The sequence below is a fragment of the Burkholderia cenocepacia genome (assembly GCF_900446215.1).
Taxonomy (GTDB): domain Bacteria; phylum Pseudomonadota; class Gammaproteobacteria; order Burkholderiales; family Burkholderiaceae; genus Burkholderia; species Burkholderia cenocepacia.
Window position 1 is genome coordinate 235030 of the sequence record NZ_UAQZ01000003.1, and the last position, 15127, is coordinate 250156.

Sequence of the window (15127 nt, forward strand, 5' to 3'; positions counted from 1 at the left end):
GGCCGCGCAGCGCGCGGGCTGGCGGCGTCGGGTGATTCGGTACGGAGCGTGCCGCGCGGGGCGCGGCGGTGCGAGCGCGTATTGTACTTCGCCGCCGGCTGCCGCTGGCACCGCGCAGGCCATTCGGCCGACCCGCGCTCACAGCCACGCGGCGACGCCGCCATGCCCGGAGCAGGTGCCGCGCCGGTGGCGGCTGAAGCTGTACGTGCCGTCTCGGCAGCGCGCGCTCGCGCCGTCCGGCACGCGGCCCGATTTCGAATGCGCGGGCGCATGCACGGTTTCGCCGTCGCGGTTGCGATAGGTGTCGTGACGGTCGAGATCGGCTTCGTCGCCGTAGCCGGGCGACGCGCGATAGGCGTGCGCGGCAGGCGGCAACGCGGTGCACGCGACGAAAAGCGCGGCGGACAGGGTCGCGACGTGGGTCGCGCGGCGAAGCAGGGCACGCATGGTCTCTCTCGTTCTGTTCGTTGTTGTCGATGTCGGGCCGACGGCCCGCGCCGCATGTTAGCGGATCGGCGCCGGGGCGCCGCGCGACGCTACGCCGCGCCGGCCATCGACGCCGCGCCGTCGGCCTGCGCGGCATCGAGAATCCAGCGGCGGAACGCGGCAACCTTCGGCCGTTCCGCGTGATGCGGCGGATAGACGAGGTAGTACGCGAAATCGTCGAGCCATGCGACGTCGGCAAGCTGCACGAGCCGGCCGCTCGCCAGTTCGCCGCGCACCATCGCCGCCGGCAGCAGCCCGGCGCCCTGGCCGGCGACGATCGCCTGCAGCAGCAGGCCCGAGTCGTCGAACGCGGGGCCGCGCGGCGGGCCGAAATCGTCGATTCGCTGCGCGCCGAACCAGATGTGCCAGCCCTTGCGTTCGGCGTCGTGCAGTTGCGGCCAGCCGACGAGCTCGGCCGGCGTCGCCGGCATGCCGAGCCGCGCGACGAGGTCGGGCGACGCGAGCGCGACGATTTCCACCGTCAGCAGCCGTTCGCTGCAGAGCCCGATGTAGCGCCCGAGGCCGTGACGGATCGCGACGTCGACGCCGTCGCGCGCGAAATCCGCGAGCGCGTGGCTCGTGACGACCTGCAGGTCGACGTCCGGGCAAGCCTGCCGGAACTGCGCGAGGCGCGGGACGAGCCACGCGGATGCGAAGAACGGCGTCACGCTCACGGTCAGCACGCCGCTGTCGGCGGCGCCCGACACGCGCTGCGACGCGTCGGCGATCTGCCGGAACGCGTTGCGCACGGGCGGCAGGTAGTCGCGGCCGGCGGCCGTCAGCAGGATGCCGCGGTTCACGCGCTCGAACAGCTGCACGCCGAGATGCGTCTCGAGCGTGCGGATCATCTGGCTCACCGCACCGGGCGTGACCGACAGCTCCTCGGCCGCCGACTTCACCGACAGGTGGCGGGCGGCGGCTTCGAAGGCGCGCAACGCATTGAGCGGCGGCAGGCGCGAACGGTTCATTCAGTTTTTCTAAAGCGAAAGATCGACGAAATATCGTTTGAGACGACGCGTACGCGCGAGTACCGTTGACGCATCGGATCGCCCGTTTCACGGCTGCCCGCCGGCGGCCGATGCGATCAACATAGTTCAACTATATCCACGAGGCAATCCGGACGCCGCCCGGCAGCCGGTGGAACCCGAAAGGAGCATCGTCATGAACCGCCCGAGCGCATCGCGCCTTTTCTACGGCTGGTACGTGGTGGCGGCTGCGTTCGCCGTCACGTTCGTCGGATTCGGCAGCGCGTACACGTTCAGCGCGTTCGTCGAGTCGCTGCAGCGGGATTTCGCCGCGTCGCGTGGCCAGATCTCGCTCGTGTTCTCGCTCGCCGGCTTCCTCTACTTCGGCTTCGGCATCGTCAGTGGGCCGCTGGCCGATCGTTTCGGCTCGCGGCGCCTCGCCGTGGTCGGGATGTTGCTGACCGGCGCGGGGCTCGCGGCCGCCGGCGCGGCGCGCACGCTGCTGCAGGTCTACGTCGCGTACGGGCTCGGGGTGGGGTTCGGCGTCGGCTGCGCGTACGTGCCGGCCGTCGGCGCGGTGCAGCGCTGGTTCGTGCGTCGGCGCGGGTTCGCGTCGGGGCTCGCGGTCGCGGGGATCGGCGTCGGCACGCTGGTGATGCCGCCGCTCGCTTCCGCGCTGATCGCGCAGGTTGGCTGGCGCGGCGCGTATTTCACGCTGGCCGCGATCGCGCTCGTGCTGGGGGCCGGCATGTCGCTGCTGATCGAGAACGACCCGCGCGGGCGCGGATTGCTGCCGGACGGCGAGGTCGCCCGTGACGGCGGCGGCCGGCATGCCGGTGCTTCGCCGGCCGCCGCGAACGCGCCAGCCGGCGCGACGGTGCGCGAAGCCGTCACGTCGCGGCCGTTCGCGAGCCTCTACGCGGCCTGCCTCGTCTGCTCGTTCGGCGTGTTCGTCCCGTTCGTTCACCTCGTGCCGTACGCGCTCGATCATGGCGTCGCGCCATCGACGGCCGTGCTGCTGCTCGGCGCGATCGGCGTCGGCAGCACGGCCGGCCGCTTCTTCCTCGGCGGCCTCGCCGACCGCTTCGGCCGCCGCGCGTCGCTGCTCGCGATGTTCGCGGGCATGGCCGTCGCGCTGGTCGCGTGGGCGGGCGCCGGCACCGTCGCGACGCTCGCTGCGTTCGCGCTCGTGTTCGGCGTGTTCTACGGCGGCTGGGTCGCCGTGCTGCCGGCGGTCGTGATGGACTATTTCGGCGGGCGCAACGTGAGCGCGATCATCGGCATCCTGTACACGAGCGTCGCGTTCGGCACGCTGGTCGGGCCGGCCGCCGCCGGCTTCATCTACGATGCGGGCGGCGGCTATCTCGTGCCGATCCTCGCGAGCGCCGCCGCGAATGCGATCGCGTTCGCGATCGTCGCGACCACCGGGCGTGCGCCGGCCGCCGCCCGCGCGGCCGGCGGATAGCGCCGCGAGGCTGGGTGCGTCGCGCGATTTCCGGTAGGGTGGCCGGATCGTCAACCATCGACGCATGGTCGGGGAGGCATCGTGACATTCGACGAAGTCCGGCAGATCGCACTGGCGTGGCGCGGCGTCGAGGAAGGTACGTCGTACGGCACGCCCGCTCTCAAGGTGAAGGGCAAGCTGCTCGCGCGGCTGCGCGAGGACGGCGACACGCTCGTCGTGAAGGGCGTTGGCCCCGACGAGCGCGCGTGGCTGATCGAATCGGCGCCCGACGTGTATTACGTGACCGATCACTATGTCGGCTGGCCGATCGTGCTGGTGCGCCTGTCGGCTGCGCATCCGGACGCCGTGAAAAACCTGCTTCTGCGAGAATGGCACGCAATCGTGCCGGCGCAGTGGCGGAACGAAGCCGCCGCCCGCGACGCGAACTGAACGGCGCGCCCGGCGCGCGAGGCGCGGCCGAACCGGAGCAAGCGTTGCATCGGTTCGCATCGATGCAACGAGTGGTTCCATCGAAATGCTTCAATTGGTTCTTAGTGAAGAACCGTTTGATGCTTACACTCCTTCGCTTCGAAGGCGGCTGACGACAGCCGACGGAACGGGCGTACGCGATGCGCCGGCGCCCGGTGCGCCGCATCGCACCCGCAGCTTCGCAGACTGCGCGGACGACCCGGCCGGAACGGCCCCATCCGGCCCATGCCCGCGTGCGACGCACGCGCGGTCGCAGCCGGATTCAAGAACGACAACTCCCCGCGCCGCCTTCACGCGACACCCGGTCGTATCGGAACCGTTTTTTGGAGAGAGACAGATGAGTGGAAGCAACACAGGCCTCGGCACCGGCCTGAAGCAGCGTCACGTGACGATGATGTCGATTGCCGGCGTCATCGGCGCGGGCTTGTTCGTCGGCTCCGGCCACGCGATCGCGGAAGCCGGGCCGGCATCGATACTCGCGTATGCGATCGCGGGCGTGCTGGTCGTGCTGGTGATGCGCATGCTCGGCGAAATGGCCGTCGCGCATCCGGACAGCGGGTCGTTCTCGACCTATGCCGATCGCGCGATCGGCCACTGGGCCGGCTTCACGATCGGCTGGCTGTACTGGTGGTTCTGGGTGCTGGTGATCCCGATCGAGGCGACCGCCGCCGCGACCATTCTCAATGCGTGGTTCCCGGGCATCGCGACGTGGATCTTCGCGCTCGGCATCACGCTGCTGCTCACCATCACCAACCTCTTTTCCGTCAAGAACTACGGCGAATTCGAATTCTGGTTCGCGCTGATCAAGGTCGTCGCGATCGTCGTGTTCCTGTGCATCGGCGGTGCGGCGATCGTCGGCATCATTCCTGCGCCGTCCGTGTCGGGCGTGTCGAACCTGTTCGTGCACGACGGCTTCATGCCGCACGGCGCGAGCGCGGTGCTCGCGGCGATGCTCACGACGATGTTCTCGTTCCTCGGCACCGAGATCGTGACGATCGCGGCCGCCGAATCGGACAACCCGCAACGCCAGATCGTGCGCGCGACGAACTCGGTCATCTGGCGTATCACGCTGTTCTATCTCGGCTCGATCCTCGTCGTCGCGGCCATCGTGCCGTGGAACGACCCGCTGCTGCCGAAGCATGGCTCGTATCAGCGCGCGATGGAGCTGATCGGCATCCCGAACGCGAAGGCGATCATCGACGTGATCGTGCTCGTGTCGGTCGCGAGCTGCCTGAATTCGGCGCTGTACACCGCGTCGCGGATGCTGTTCTCGCTGTCCCGGCGCAAGGACGCGCCGGCCTTCCTGCATCGCACCGATTCGACCGGCACGCCGCGCGCGGCCGTGCTCGCGTCGACCGCGTTCGGTTTCCTGACCGTGATCGCGAACTACCTGATGCCGGAGCAGGTGTTCGGCTTCCTGCTCGCGACGTCGGGCGCGATCGCGTTGCTCGTGTATCTCGTGATCGCGATCTCGCAACTGCGGATGCGCAAGACGCTCGAAGCGGGCGGCGCCGACCTGACGCTGCGGATGTGGCTGTTCCCGTGGCTCACGTGGGCCGTGATCCTGTTCATCTGCGGCACGCTGACCGTGATGTTCGTCAGCGAGGAGCATCGGATGGAAGTCGGCGCGACGGCCGTGCTCGCGTTGATCGTGCTGTTCGCGTCGTGGCTGAACAAGCGTGGGCGCGATGCGCAGGCGAACGCCGGGCGGCGGGTGTCGGCGACGTGAGCGCGCGAGCGGCCGGATGCGATAGCACCTGAGTGATACGGCCCGGAAGTATCGTGGCCCGACCGGCGTGTGCCGGCCGGGCTTTTTTTGTTCATCAAGGATTACCGGGTAACGGCCCGGCCGGCGTCCGCTCAGACGGCCGCGTCGCGGTCGATTCATTCCTGTTGGGAGATAAATCATCGACAAGCGGGATATTTGTTACCGAGACAGTTTCATTTATTCTACGGGCTCACCACCAATCAAGAGTCCGACCATGTCGATCCGTCATCTGTTTTCTTCCGCACTCGCGGCGACTGCGCTGCTCGGCGCCGCATCCGCAAGCATCGCTGCCCCGCTGACCGTCGATGTCTACAATCCGGGCGCGCATGCGATCTTCCCGGTTTCGTCCGAAATCGTTTCGGGCAAGACCGAGGCGATCCTGATCGACGCCCAGTTCCAGCGCAACGACGCTCAGGCGCTGGTGAGCCGGATCAAGGCGAGCGGCAAGACGCTCAAGGCCGTCTACGTGAGCCACAGCGACCCCGACTATTACTTCGGGCTGGAAACCATTCACGCGGCGTTCCCGGATGCGAAGATCGTCGCGACGCCGCAGACCGTCGCCGCGATCGCGGCCAGCAAGGACGGCAAGCTCGCCTACTGGGGCCCGATCCTGAAGGACAACGCGCCGGCTTCGGTGATCGTGCCGCAGCCGCTCGACGGCAATACGCTGCGCGTCGACGGCGAGCCGTTGCGCATCGTCGGGCTCGACGGCCCGACGCCCGATCGCACGTTCGTGTGGATTCCTTCCGCGCGGACCGTGGTCGGTGGCATCCCGGTCGCCGCGAACATTCATGTCTGGATGGCCGACACGCAGACGCCGCTGTCGCACGCGAACTGGCTGGCAACGCTCGACCGGATCGATGCACTGAAGCCGGCGCGCGTCGTGCCCGGCCACTTCCTGCCGAACCGCGACGGCAGCCAGCCGTTCACCACGGGCGTCGCGTTCACGCGGAATTACGTGAAGGCGTTCGACCAGGAAGCGGCGCGCGCGAAGGATTCGACGACGCTCATCGCGGCGATGGAGGCGCGCTACCCGGATCTCGGCGAGAAGCCGTCGCTCGAGCTGAGCGCGAAAGTTGCCAAGGGCGAGATGCAGTGGCCCGCGCCGGCGCCGTTCCCCGCGGCGGGCAAGACGGTGCGCGTGCAGTTCGGCGCTACCGCGTTCGACCTGAACTTCAAGGACGACAGGACGATGTCGTTCGTCGGCACGGCCGGCCAATTCAAGGGCGTGACGGATACGGTGCAGTACACGGCGCGCGAGGTCCGTCCGCAGGTGTACATGGTGTACTGGCATGAGCCGTCCACCGGCTCGAACGTCGTGCACGTCGAGGATTTCGAACGCGGCGCGGTGGATACGAACATCGCGATGAAGGATGGACAGTTCCTGCATCTGTCCGGGACGCTGAAGGTCGTCGGTCGCGAATGAGTCGGTCTTCCGCCGTCGAAAAGAAAAAGCCCGCATTCAGCGGGCTTTTTTACGCTCGATGCGACAGCAACGCTCAGACGTTGAACAGGAAGTTCATCACGTCGCCGTCGTGCACGACATATTCCTTCCCTTCCGCGCGCATCTTGCCGGCTTCCTTCGCGCCTTGCTCGCCCTTGTACGTGACGAAGTCGTCGAACGCGATCGTCTGCGCGCGGATGAAGCCGCGCTCGAAGTCGGTGTGGATCACGCCCGCCGCTTGCGGCGCGGTATCGCCGATGTGGATCGTCCACGCGCGCACTTCCTTCACGCCCGCGGTGAAGTAGGTCTGCAGGCCGAGCAGCTTGAAGCCTGCGCGGATCACGCGGTCGAGGCCCGGCTCTTCCATGCCCATGTCGGCAAGGAAGGCTTCCTTGTCCGCGTCGTCGAGATCGGCGATTTCCGCCTCGATCGCCGCGCATACGGCGACCACCGGCGCGTTTTCGCTTTCCGCGTACTTGCGCACCGCCTCGAGGTGCGGGTTGTTCTCGAAGCCGTCGTCCTTCACGTTGGCGACGTACATCGCCGGCTTCGCGGTGATCAGGCAGAACGGCTTGATCAGCGCCTGTTCGTCGTCCGACAGCGCGAGGCCGCGCACGGCCTTGCCCTGGTCGAGCTGCGCGCGCACCTTTTCGAGCACCGCGACGAGCTTCGCCGCTTCCTTGTCGTTGCCCGACTTCGCCGCCTTCGAATAGCGCGTGAGCGCCTTCTCGATGGTGCCGAGGTCGGCGAGCGCGAGTTCGGTGTTGATCACTTCGATGTCGTCGATCGGGCTGACCTTGCCGGCGACGTGAATGACGTTCTCGTCCTCGAAGCAGCGCACGACGTGCGTGATCGCGTCGGTTTCGCGGATGTTCGCGAGGAACTGGTTGCCGAGGCCTTCACCCTTGCTCGCGCCCGCGACGAGGCCCGCGATGTCGACGAACTCGACGACGGCCGGCACGACACGCTCCGGCTTGACGATCTCGGAGAGCGCTTTCAGGCGCGTATCCGGCACTTCGACGATGCCGACGTTCGGCTCGATCGTGCAGAACGGGTAGTTCTCGGCGGCGATGCCGGCCTTGGTCAGCGCATTGAACAGGGTGGACTTGCCGACGTTGGGCAAGCCGACGATGCCGCATTTGAGACTCATGGAATCCTTCGGACGGGTGAGGCGGCGCGGCCGGACAAGGCACGGCGGCGCGGGAAAAAAGGGCGGCCGGCGCGTGGAGCGCGGCGGGCCGACGGTCAAAGACGCTATTGTACCGTGCCGGCGGCCCGGATTCCGGGCTGGCGCCGAACGGCCGATGCGGCGGGCCGCCGCGCCGGCGCACCGGGCTGCGATTCTGCTGATTTCCCGCAAAGTCCGGCCGCGTAAGGGTTTGGCCCCGCGGCTATAATGCCCGCCATGACTGCCCACCACTCCTTCGACGTCGCCGTGGTCGGCGGCGGGCTCGTCGGCAAGACGGCCGCGCTCGCGCTGACCCAGTCCGGCTACAAGACCGCGTTGCTCGCCCAGCCGGCCACGCCGCGCGCCGCGGATCTCGCGTTCGACACGCGCGTCTACGCGCTGTCGTCCAGCTCGCAGGCGTTGCTCGAGCGGCTGCGGGTCTGGCAGGCGCTCGACCACAGCCGGCTCGCGCCCGTCTACGACATGCGCGTGTATGGCGATGCGCATGCCGAACTGCATTTCTCCGCGTACCAGGCGTCCGTGCCGCAGCTCGCATGGATCGCCGAATCGTCGCTGGTCGAGGCGTCGCTCGACGCCGCGCTGCGCTTCCAGCCGAACCTGACGTGGTTCGACGCGCGTGCGCAGGGCTTCGACGTGCGCGACGACGCGGCCGTGCTCACACTGTCGTCGGGACAGGTGCTCGAAGCCGATCTCGTCGTCGGCGCCGACGGCGCGCATTCGTGGGTGCGCTCCCAAATGGGGGCCAGGGTAGAGCGGCGCGACTACCGGCAAACGGGCGTCGTCGCGAATTTCAAGGCATCTTTGCCGCACCGCGAGACCGCGTACCAATGGTTTCACGAAGGCGAGATCATCGCGCTGCTGCCGCTGCCGGACGGCCACGTGTCGCTCGTGTGGTCCGCGCACACCGCGCACGCGGACGCACTGCTCGCACTCGATCCGGCGCAGCTCGCGGCCGAGGTGGAGCGCGTGTCGCACGGCCAGGTCGGCGCGCTCGAATGCGTGACGCCGGCCGCCGGCTTCCCGCTGGCGCTGCAGACGGTCGACAAGCTGATCGCGCCGCGCGTCGCGCTGGTCGGCGATGCCGCGCACCTGATCCACCCGCTCGCGGGGCAGGGGATGAACCTGGGATTGCGCGACGTCGCCGCGCTCGCCGATGCGATCGCGGGCAAGGAAAGCTTCCGCAACCTCGGCGATACGGTGCTGCTGCGCCGCTACGAGCGTTCGCGTCGGGAGGACATCCGCGCGCTGATGGTCGCGACCGACGGCCTGCAGCGGCTGTTCGCGGTGCCGGGCTCGCTCGCGAAGGCGGTGCGCAATGCGGGCATGGCGTTCGTCGGCGCGCAGCCGCTCGTGAAGCGCTGGCTCGTGTCGGCCGCGCTCGGCTGAGCGAACCTTCCGCCACCGCGCCGGTCGGAGACGGTTCCGTTACGGCGTACACTGTGCCGTGCACTCCGATTGAGCTGAAGGAAGATTTCAATGAAAAAAACGATCCGCATCGCATCGCTGGCGCTGGCCGTCACGATGGCGACGCTTGGCTGCACCGCGCAGGCCGACCAGACCACCGACAAGCTGAAGGCTACGCTGCAGGCCCGGCTGGGCAACGACGCGCCGATCAAGAGCGTGTCGAAATCGCCGGTTGCAGGCCTTTACGAAGTGAACCTCGGCTCGCAGATCATCTATAGCGACGCGGCGGGCGACTACGTGCTGCTCGGCGATCTCGTCGACGCGAAGACGCACAAGAACCTGACCGACGCCCGCCTGTCCGAAATCAACAAGATCGACTTCGCGAGCCTGCCGTTCGCGAATGCGATCAAGGTCGTCAAGGGCAACGGCGCCCGCAAGATCGCGGTGTTCTCCGATCCGAACTGTCCGTACTGCAAGAAGCTCGAGACGACGCTGCAGTCGGTCGACAACGTGACCGTCTACACGTTCCTGTATCCGGTGCTGTCGCCGGATTCGACCGCGAAGTCGAAGGCGATCTGGTGTGCGACCGACCGCGCGAAGACGTGGGAAAGCTGGATGCTCGACCACCGCGCGCCGTCCGGCGCCGGTACCTGCGATACCAGCGCGCTGGACAAGAACCTCGCGCTCGGCCGCGGGATGAACGTCACAGGTACGCCGACGATCTTCCTGCCGGACGGCCGCCGCCTGCCGGGCGCGGTATCGGCCGACCAGCTCAACCAGGCGCTCGCCTCGAGCAAGTAACCGACTGCACGCCGGGCGCATGGCCCGGCCAGCGAGGGGCGCCCGCATGATCTGCCGGCGCCTCTCTTCGTTTTCGCCGCCGTATTCGACCGACCGATTGCCACGATGACCCAGCCGATCCGCTATTCGATTGTCCCGAAAGATCTTGCCGCGCACCTGTTCGAAGTGACGGTGACGGTTGCCGATCCCGATCCCGAAGGCCAGCGTTTCTCGCTGCCGGTATGGATTCCGGGCAGCTATCTCGTGCGCGAGTTCGCGCGCAACATCGTGACGCTGCGTGCGTTCAACGACGCGGGCCGCAAGGTGCGCATCGCGAAGACCGACAAGCACACGTGGCAGGCCGCGCCCGTGACCGGCGCGTTGACGCTGCGTTACGACGTGTATGCATGGGACCTGTCGGTGCGCTCCGCGTATCTCGACGAATCGGGCGGCTTCTTCAACGCGACGGCCGTGTTCCTGAGCGTCGCCGGTCGCGAGGACGCGCCGTGCGAAGTCGATATCGCGAAACCGGCCGGCGCGGCGTTCCGCACCTGGCGCGTCGGCACCGCACTGCCCGAAGCGGGCGGCACCCGGCGCTACGGTTTCGGCGCATATCGCGCGGCGAACTACGACGAGCTGTCCGACCATCCGGTGACGATCGGCGAATTCGCGCTCGCGACGTTCGACGCGCACGGCGTGCCGCACGACATCGTGATCGCGGGGCGCGTGACGCAGCTCGACCTGGAGCGGCTGCGCAACGACCTGAAACGGGTGTGCGAGGCGCAGATCGCGTTGTTCGAGCCGAAGTCGAAGAAGGCGCCGATGGACCGCTACGTGTTCATGACGCTCGCGGTCAGCGACGGCTACGGCGGCCTCGAGCATCGTGCGTCGACCGCGTTGATCTGCAACCGTACCGACCTGCCGGTGAAGGGGCGACCGGAAACGACGGAAGGCTATCGCACGTATCTCGGCCTCTGCAGCCACGAGTATTTCCACACATGGAACGTGAAGCGCATCAAGCCGGCGGCGTTCGTGCCGTACGACCTCACCCGCGAGAACTACACGTCGCTGCTGTGGCTGTTCGAGGGCTTCACGTCGTATTACGACGACCTGATGCTGGTCCGCAGCGGGCTGATGTCGCAGGACGACTATTTCGCGGCGCTCGGCCGCACCGTGGGCGGCGTGCTGCGCGGCACGGGCCGGCTCAAGCAGAGCGTCGCGGAAAGCTCGTTCGACGCGTGGATCAAGTACTACCGTCAGGACGAGAACGCGACCAACGCGATCGTCAGCTATTACACGAAGGGCTCGCTCGTCGCGCTGGCGTTCGATCTCGCGATCCGCGCGCAGACGCGCAACCGCAAGTCGCTCGACGACGTGATGCGCCTGCTGTGGCAACGCTACGGCCGCGACTTCTATCGCGGCAAGCAGGCGGGCGTCGAGGAAAACGAAGTCGAGACGCTGATCGAAGAGGCGACGGGCGTCGCGCTCGGCCGCCTGTTCGCCGACGCCGTGCACGGCACGCGCGACCTGCCGCTCGCCGAACTGCTCGCGCCGTTCGGTGTGACGCTGACGCCCGATGTCGCGACCGGCGCGGCCGCGAAGCCGACGATCGGCGCGCGCCCGCGCGGCGGCGCGGACTGCACGTTGGCGGCGGTCTACGAAGGCGGCGCCGCGCATCGCGCGGGGTTGTCGGCCGGCGACACGCTGATCGCGGTCGACGGCCTGCGCGTGACGGGTACGAACCTCGATGCGCTGCTGGCCCGCTACCGGCCGGGCGACAAGGTCGAGGTTCACGCGTTCCGCCGCGACGAGCTGCGTACCGCGAAGCTGAAGCTCGACGGCCCGGAAGTCACCCGCTACCGGCTGACGGCGGCCGCGAAGCCGGCTGCGGCCACGAAGGCCCGCGAAGCCTGGCTGAAGGGGTAAGCGGACGCACGCGGGTATCGGGGCGCGATCAAGGATTGTTCCGTTGTTGCAACAATCCGTCGCCCTGAACCCGCTTTTTCGCGGTCATATGGCCACGCACAATGGCGTCACTCGCGCTACCGAAGCGCAACCCCACTGGAGCCTGACATGACGACCATTCTGCAAATCAATTCCGCCGCGCGTTCGCAAGGTGCGCAATCCACGCTGCTGGCCAACGAACTGACGGCAAAGCTGCAACAATCGAATCCCGGCGCGAACGTCGTGGTTCGTGACCTGCTGGCCGATGCGCTGCCGCACCTCGACGAATCGGTGCTCGGCGCGTTCTTCACGCCGGCCGACAAGCGCACCGCGGAACAGAATGCGATCGTCGCGAAGAGCGATGCACTGATCGCCGAACTGCAGGCTGCCGACATCATCGTGATCGGCGCGCCGATGTACAACTTCGGCGTCTCGTCGCAACTGAAGACGTATTTCGACTGGATCGCCCGCGCAGGCGTCACGTTCCGTTACACCGAGAACGGTCCGGAAGGCCTGATCAAGGGCAAGAAGGTTCACGTCGTGACGGCCCGCGGCGGCAAGTACCTGGGTACGCCGAACGACAGCCACACGCCGTACCTGCGTTCGTTCCTCGGCTTCATCGGCCTGACCGACGTGAATTTCATCCATGCGGAAGGCCTGAACCTCGGTCCGGATGCGCAAAGCGCCGCACTGGCCAGCGCACGCGAAGCGATCGCCGCCGCGTAACGCGCAAGCTCGACGCGGGTGCGACGCACCCGCTGCGTCGCCCGATAAAAAAAACGCCGCGCCCCGAAATGAACTGAACCCCAAAAGTTGGACGCCAACTTTTGGGGTTTTTTCATGGCGAGATATACCGAGCAGTTCAAGCTATCGGTAGTGAAGCGGTGCATCGGGGGGGAAGCCATACGCGCGGTGGCGCGAACGCATGGCTTGAGTCACTCGACGGTTTCCCAGTGGTACGCCACATACCAGGCTCATGGTAAGGACGGCGTGCGTAGGAAGTACAACTCATACGATGTGGCGTTCAGGCTCAAAGTTGTTCAGCACATGCGCGAGCATGGCGTGTCGAGCAAGGAAGCGGCGGCGCGGTTCAATATTCGCAATCCGAGCGCGGTGCTCGAATGGGCTCGCCGCTATGATGATGGTGGTTTGACTGCCCTCGCGCCGAGGCCCAAAGGCCGCCGCCCAACCGCAATGCCAAAAACACCGCCTGCTCAGCCTCTGAACCCTACCGATGGCACGGATACCCGTACCCGCGAGGACCTGCTTCAGGAACTGAACTACCTGCGCATGGAGAACGCGTATCTAAAAAAGCTGAGGGCCTTGGTTCAGGCGCAGGCTGTACCGCGCAAAAAGCGCAAATAGTGCTTGAGCTAAGGCAACAATTCCCGCTGGCTGGCTTGCTCCGGGTGGCCGGACTGGCTCGCAGCACGTTTTATTACCAGTGCAAGGCGCTGGCCGCTCCCGATCGGCATGCGAGTGTGAAAGCGAAAATTCGAGCACTGTTCGAGCAGCACAAGGGGCGCTATGGCTATCGACGCATCACGCTGGCGCTGCGCCGTCTGGGGCAGATGATTAACCACAAGACGGTTGCACGCCTGATGCGCAAGATGCAGTTGAAGTCCTGCGTGCGGGTCAAGAAGTACCGTGCGTATAGGGGCAACACGTGCAAGACGGCCCCGCATCTGCTCCAGCGCCAGTTCCATGCCGCCCGTCCGAACGAGAAGTGGGTTACCGACATCACCGAGTTCAGCGTAGGTGGCCAAAAGCTGTATCTGTCACCAGTGCTGGATCTGTACAACGGGGAGATCATCGCGTACCAGACGCATACTCGGCCAGCCTTCCAGATGGTTACTGACATGTTGCGCAAGGCTTTGCGTCGCCTGCAACCCGACGAAAGACCCATGTTGCACTCTGATCAAGGCTGGCATTATCAAATGCCCGGCTGGCGGCTCATGCTCGAGCAACGCTCGTTGGCGCAAAGCATGTCGCGTAAAGGCAATTGCCTGGACAACGCTGCCATGGAAAGCTTCTTCGGCACGCTGAAATCCGAGTTCTTCTACTTGAACCACTTCAGCAGCATTGAACAGCTACGCATCGGCTTGAAGCGCTACATCCGGTACTACAATCACGAGCGCATCAAGCTCAAACTGAAAGGGCTGAGTCCTGTGCAATACAGGACTCAGCCTCATCCGGCCTAGCCGGTAACCGTCCAACTTCGTGGGTTCAGTTCAGAAAGGGACGCGGCGTTTTTGCATGCGGTGGGGTGGCTGGCGAACCGGCCGCCGAGGCCGTTACGCGAACGTTTCGGCCACGTCCGGCAGGCGCCAGTCGATCGGTGCGCGGCCCGCGTCGACCAGATAGTCGTTCGCGAGCGCGAAATGGCGGCAGCCGAGGAAGCCGCGGTGCGCGGACAGCGGCGACGGGTGCGGCGCCTCCAGCACGCAGTGTTCGCTCGGATCGAACAGCGCGCGCTTGGCCTGCGCATGTGCGCCCCACAGCATGAACACGAGCCCGCGATGGCGGTTGGCGAGTTCGCGGATCAGCGTGTCCGTGCATTGTTCCCAGCCGCGCTTCGCGTGGCTCGCGGCCGCGCCGCGCTCGACCGTCAGCACGGTGTTGAGCAGCAGCACGCCCTGCCGCGCCCACGTATCGAGGCAGCCGTGGCGCGGCGTGTCGTGACCGAAGTTCGCGGCGATTTCCTTGAAGATGTTGCGCAGCGACGGCGGCGTGCGCACGGCCGGCGGCACCGAGAACGCGAGGCCGTGCGCCTGCGGCGTGCCGCGATCGTCGCCATGGTACGGGTCCTGGCCGAGGATCACGACCTTCACGTCGTCGGGATGCGTCAGGCGCAGCGCGCGGAACACGTCGGTCGGGTAGACCGTCTTGCCGGCCGCGCGCTCGTCGTCGACGAAGCGGCACAGCGGCGCGTACGCGTCGCTGTCGATGAACGGCTTCAGCACGTCGCGCCAGACGGCCGGCAGCGCGTCGAATTGCGCGGCGAGATGCGGTACGTCGGCGGCAACGGACTGCGGTGCCGCGGCGGCCGGGGTCGGCGCGGACGCCGGTGGGGCGGTTTTCTTCGCGGCTTTGCGCGCGGCCGCGGGCGGCTCGGAAGCCGGGGACGGAAGGTCGGCCGGTGCCGTTTCCGGCACGGGATCGTCGAACAGCGACGCCTGTTGCGGCGCGCGGGAAGTCTTGCGGGTTGCCATGC

Annotated in this window: 13 protein-coding genes; 9 read left to right on the top strand and 4 right to left on the bottom strand. The window is 67.0% G+C overall.

Annotation, left to right across the window (positions count from 1 at the left end):
- Positions 1-138: 138 nt before the first annotated feature.
- Both DTA15_RS11850 and gcvA read right to left on the bottom strand, forming a co-directional pair.
- Positions 139-447, bottom strand: coding sequence for a DUF3761 domain-containing protein (locus DTA15_RS11850; RefSeq protein ID WP_006482070.1), 309 nt, complete (start codon positions 445-447; stop codon positions 139-141).
- Between the two features lie 89 nt (positions 448-536).
- Entirely contained in the window at positions 537-1454 is a 918-nt protein-coding gene (gene gcvA, locus DTA15_RS11855) for a transcriptional regulator GcvA (RefSeq protein ID WP_006482065.1), read from the bottom strand.
- A gap of 193 nt (positions 1455-1647) precedes the next feature.
- Between gcvA and DTA15_RS11860 the strand changes: the two genes are divergently transcribed.
- The 4 genes from DTA15_RS11860 to DTA15_RS11880 all read left to right on the top strand — a co-directional run bounded on the left by DTA15_RS11860 (position 1648) and on the right by DTA15_RS11880 (position 6578).
- A complete protein-coding gene (locus DTA15_RS11860; RefSeq protein WP_006482055.1) occupies positions 1648-2916 on the top strand; it encodes an MFS transporter in 1269 nt (422 codons plus the stop codon).
- Positions 2917-2997: 81 nt separating this feature from the next.
- Entirely contained in the window at positions 2998-3345 is a 348-nt protein-coding gene (locus tag DTA15_RS11865; protein ID WP_006482050.1) for an MmcQ/YjbR family DNA-binding protein, read from the top strand.
- 376 nt (positions 3346-3721) lie between these two features.
- On the top strand, positions 3722-5113 hold the full coding sequence (gabP, locus tag DTA15_RS11875) for a GABA permease (protein WP_006482059.1): 1392 nt from the start codon (positions 3722-3724) through the stop codon (positions 5111-5113).
- Positions 5114-5366: 253 nt separating this feature from the next.
- Entirely contained in the window at positions 5367-6578 is a 1212-nt protein-coding gene (locus tag DTA15_RS11880) for an MBL fold metallo-hydrolase (RefSeq protein ID WP_006482081.1), read from the top strand.
- A 73-nt stretch (positions 6579-6651) separates the two neighbouring features.
- Here the strand turns inward: DTA15_RS11880 and ychF are convergent, their stop codons facing one another.
- The gene (gene ychF, locus DTA15_RS11885; protein WP_006482062.1) at positions 6652-7746 is read right to left on the bottom strand and encodes a redox-regulated ATPase YchF; all 1095 of its coding nucleotides are present in this window, start codon (positions 7744-7746) and stop codon (positions 6652-6654) included.
- A gap of 246 nt (positions 7747-7992) precedes the next feature.
- Between ychF and DTA15_RS11890 the strand changes: the two genes are divergently transcribed.
- From DTA15_RS11890 to DTA15_RS11910, 5 genes are all read left to right on the top strand, one after another.
- Complete coding sequence (locus DTA15_RS11890) at positions 7993-9171, top strand: UbiH/UbiF family hydroxylase (protein ID WP_006494124.1); 1179 nt, start codon at positions 7993-7995, stop codon at positions 9169-9171.
- Positions 9172-9261: 90 nt separating this feature from the next.
- On the top strand, positions 9262-9990 hold the full coding sequence (locus tag DTA15_RS11895; protein ID WP_006482072.1) for a DsbC family protein: 729 nt from the start codon (positions 9262-9264) through the stop codon (positions 9988-9990).
- Between the two features lie 105 nt (positions 9991-10095).
- Positions 10096-11895, top strand: a complete 1800-nt coding sequence (locus tag DTA15_RS11900; protein WP_006482073.1) for a M61 family metallopeptidase — start codon at positions 10096-10098, stop codon at positions 11893-11895.
- Between the two features lie 147 nt (positions 11896-12042).
- Complete coding sequence (locus DTA15_RS11905; RefSeq protein WP_006482079.1) at positions 12043-12639, top strand: FMN-dependent NADH-azoreductase; 597 nt, start codon at positions 12043-12045, stop codon at positions 12637-12639.
- Between the two features lie 114 nt (positions 12640-12753).
- Positions 12754-14114 (top strand): IS3-like element ISBcen9 family transposase gene (locus DTA15_RS11910; protein ID WP_085964362.1). Its coding sequence is split into 2 segments (ribosomal slippage): positions 12754-13219 and positions 13219-14114, totalling 1362 coding nucleotides; the frame shifts between segments, so codons are not numbered across the junction.
- A gap of 93 nt (positions 14115-14207) precedes the next feature.
- Here DTA15_RS11910 and DTA15_RS11915 read toward each other — a convergent pair.
- Positions 14208-15125, bottom strand: coding sequence for a uracil-DNA glycosylase (locus DTA15_RS11915; protein ID WP_006482048.1), 918 nt, complete (start codon positions 15123-15125; stop codon positions 14208-14210).
- Positions 15126-15127: the final 2 nt, after the last annotated feature.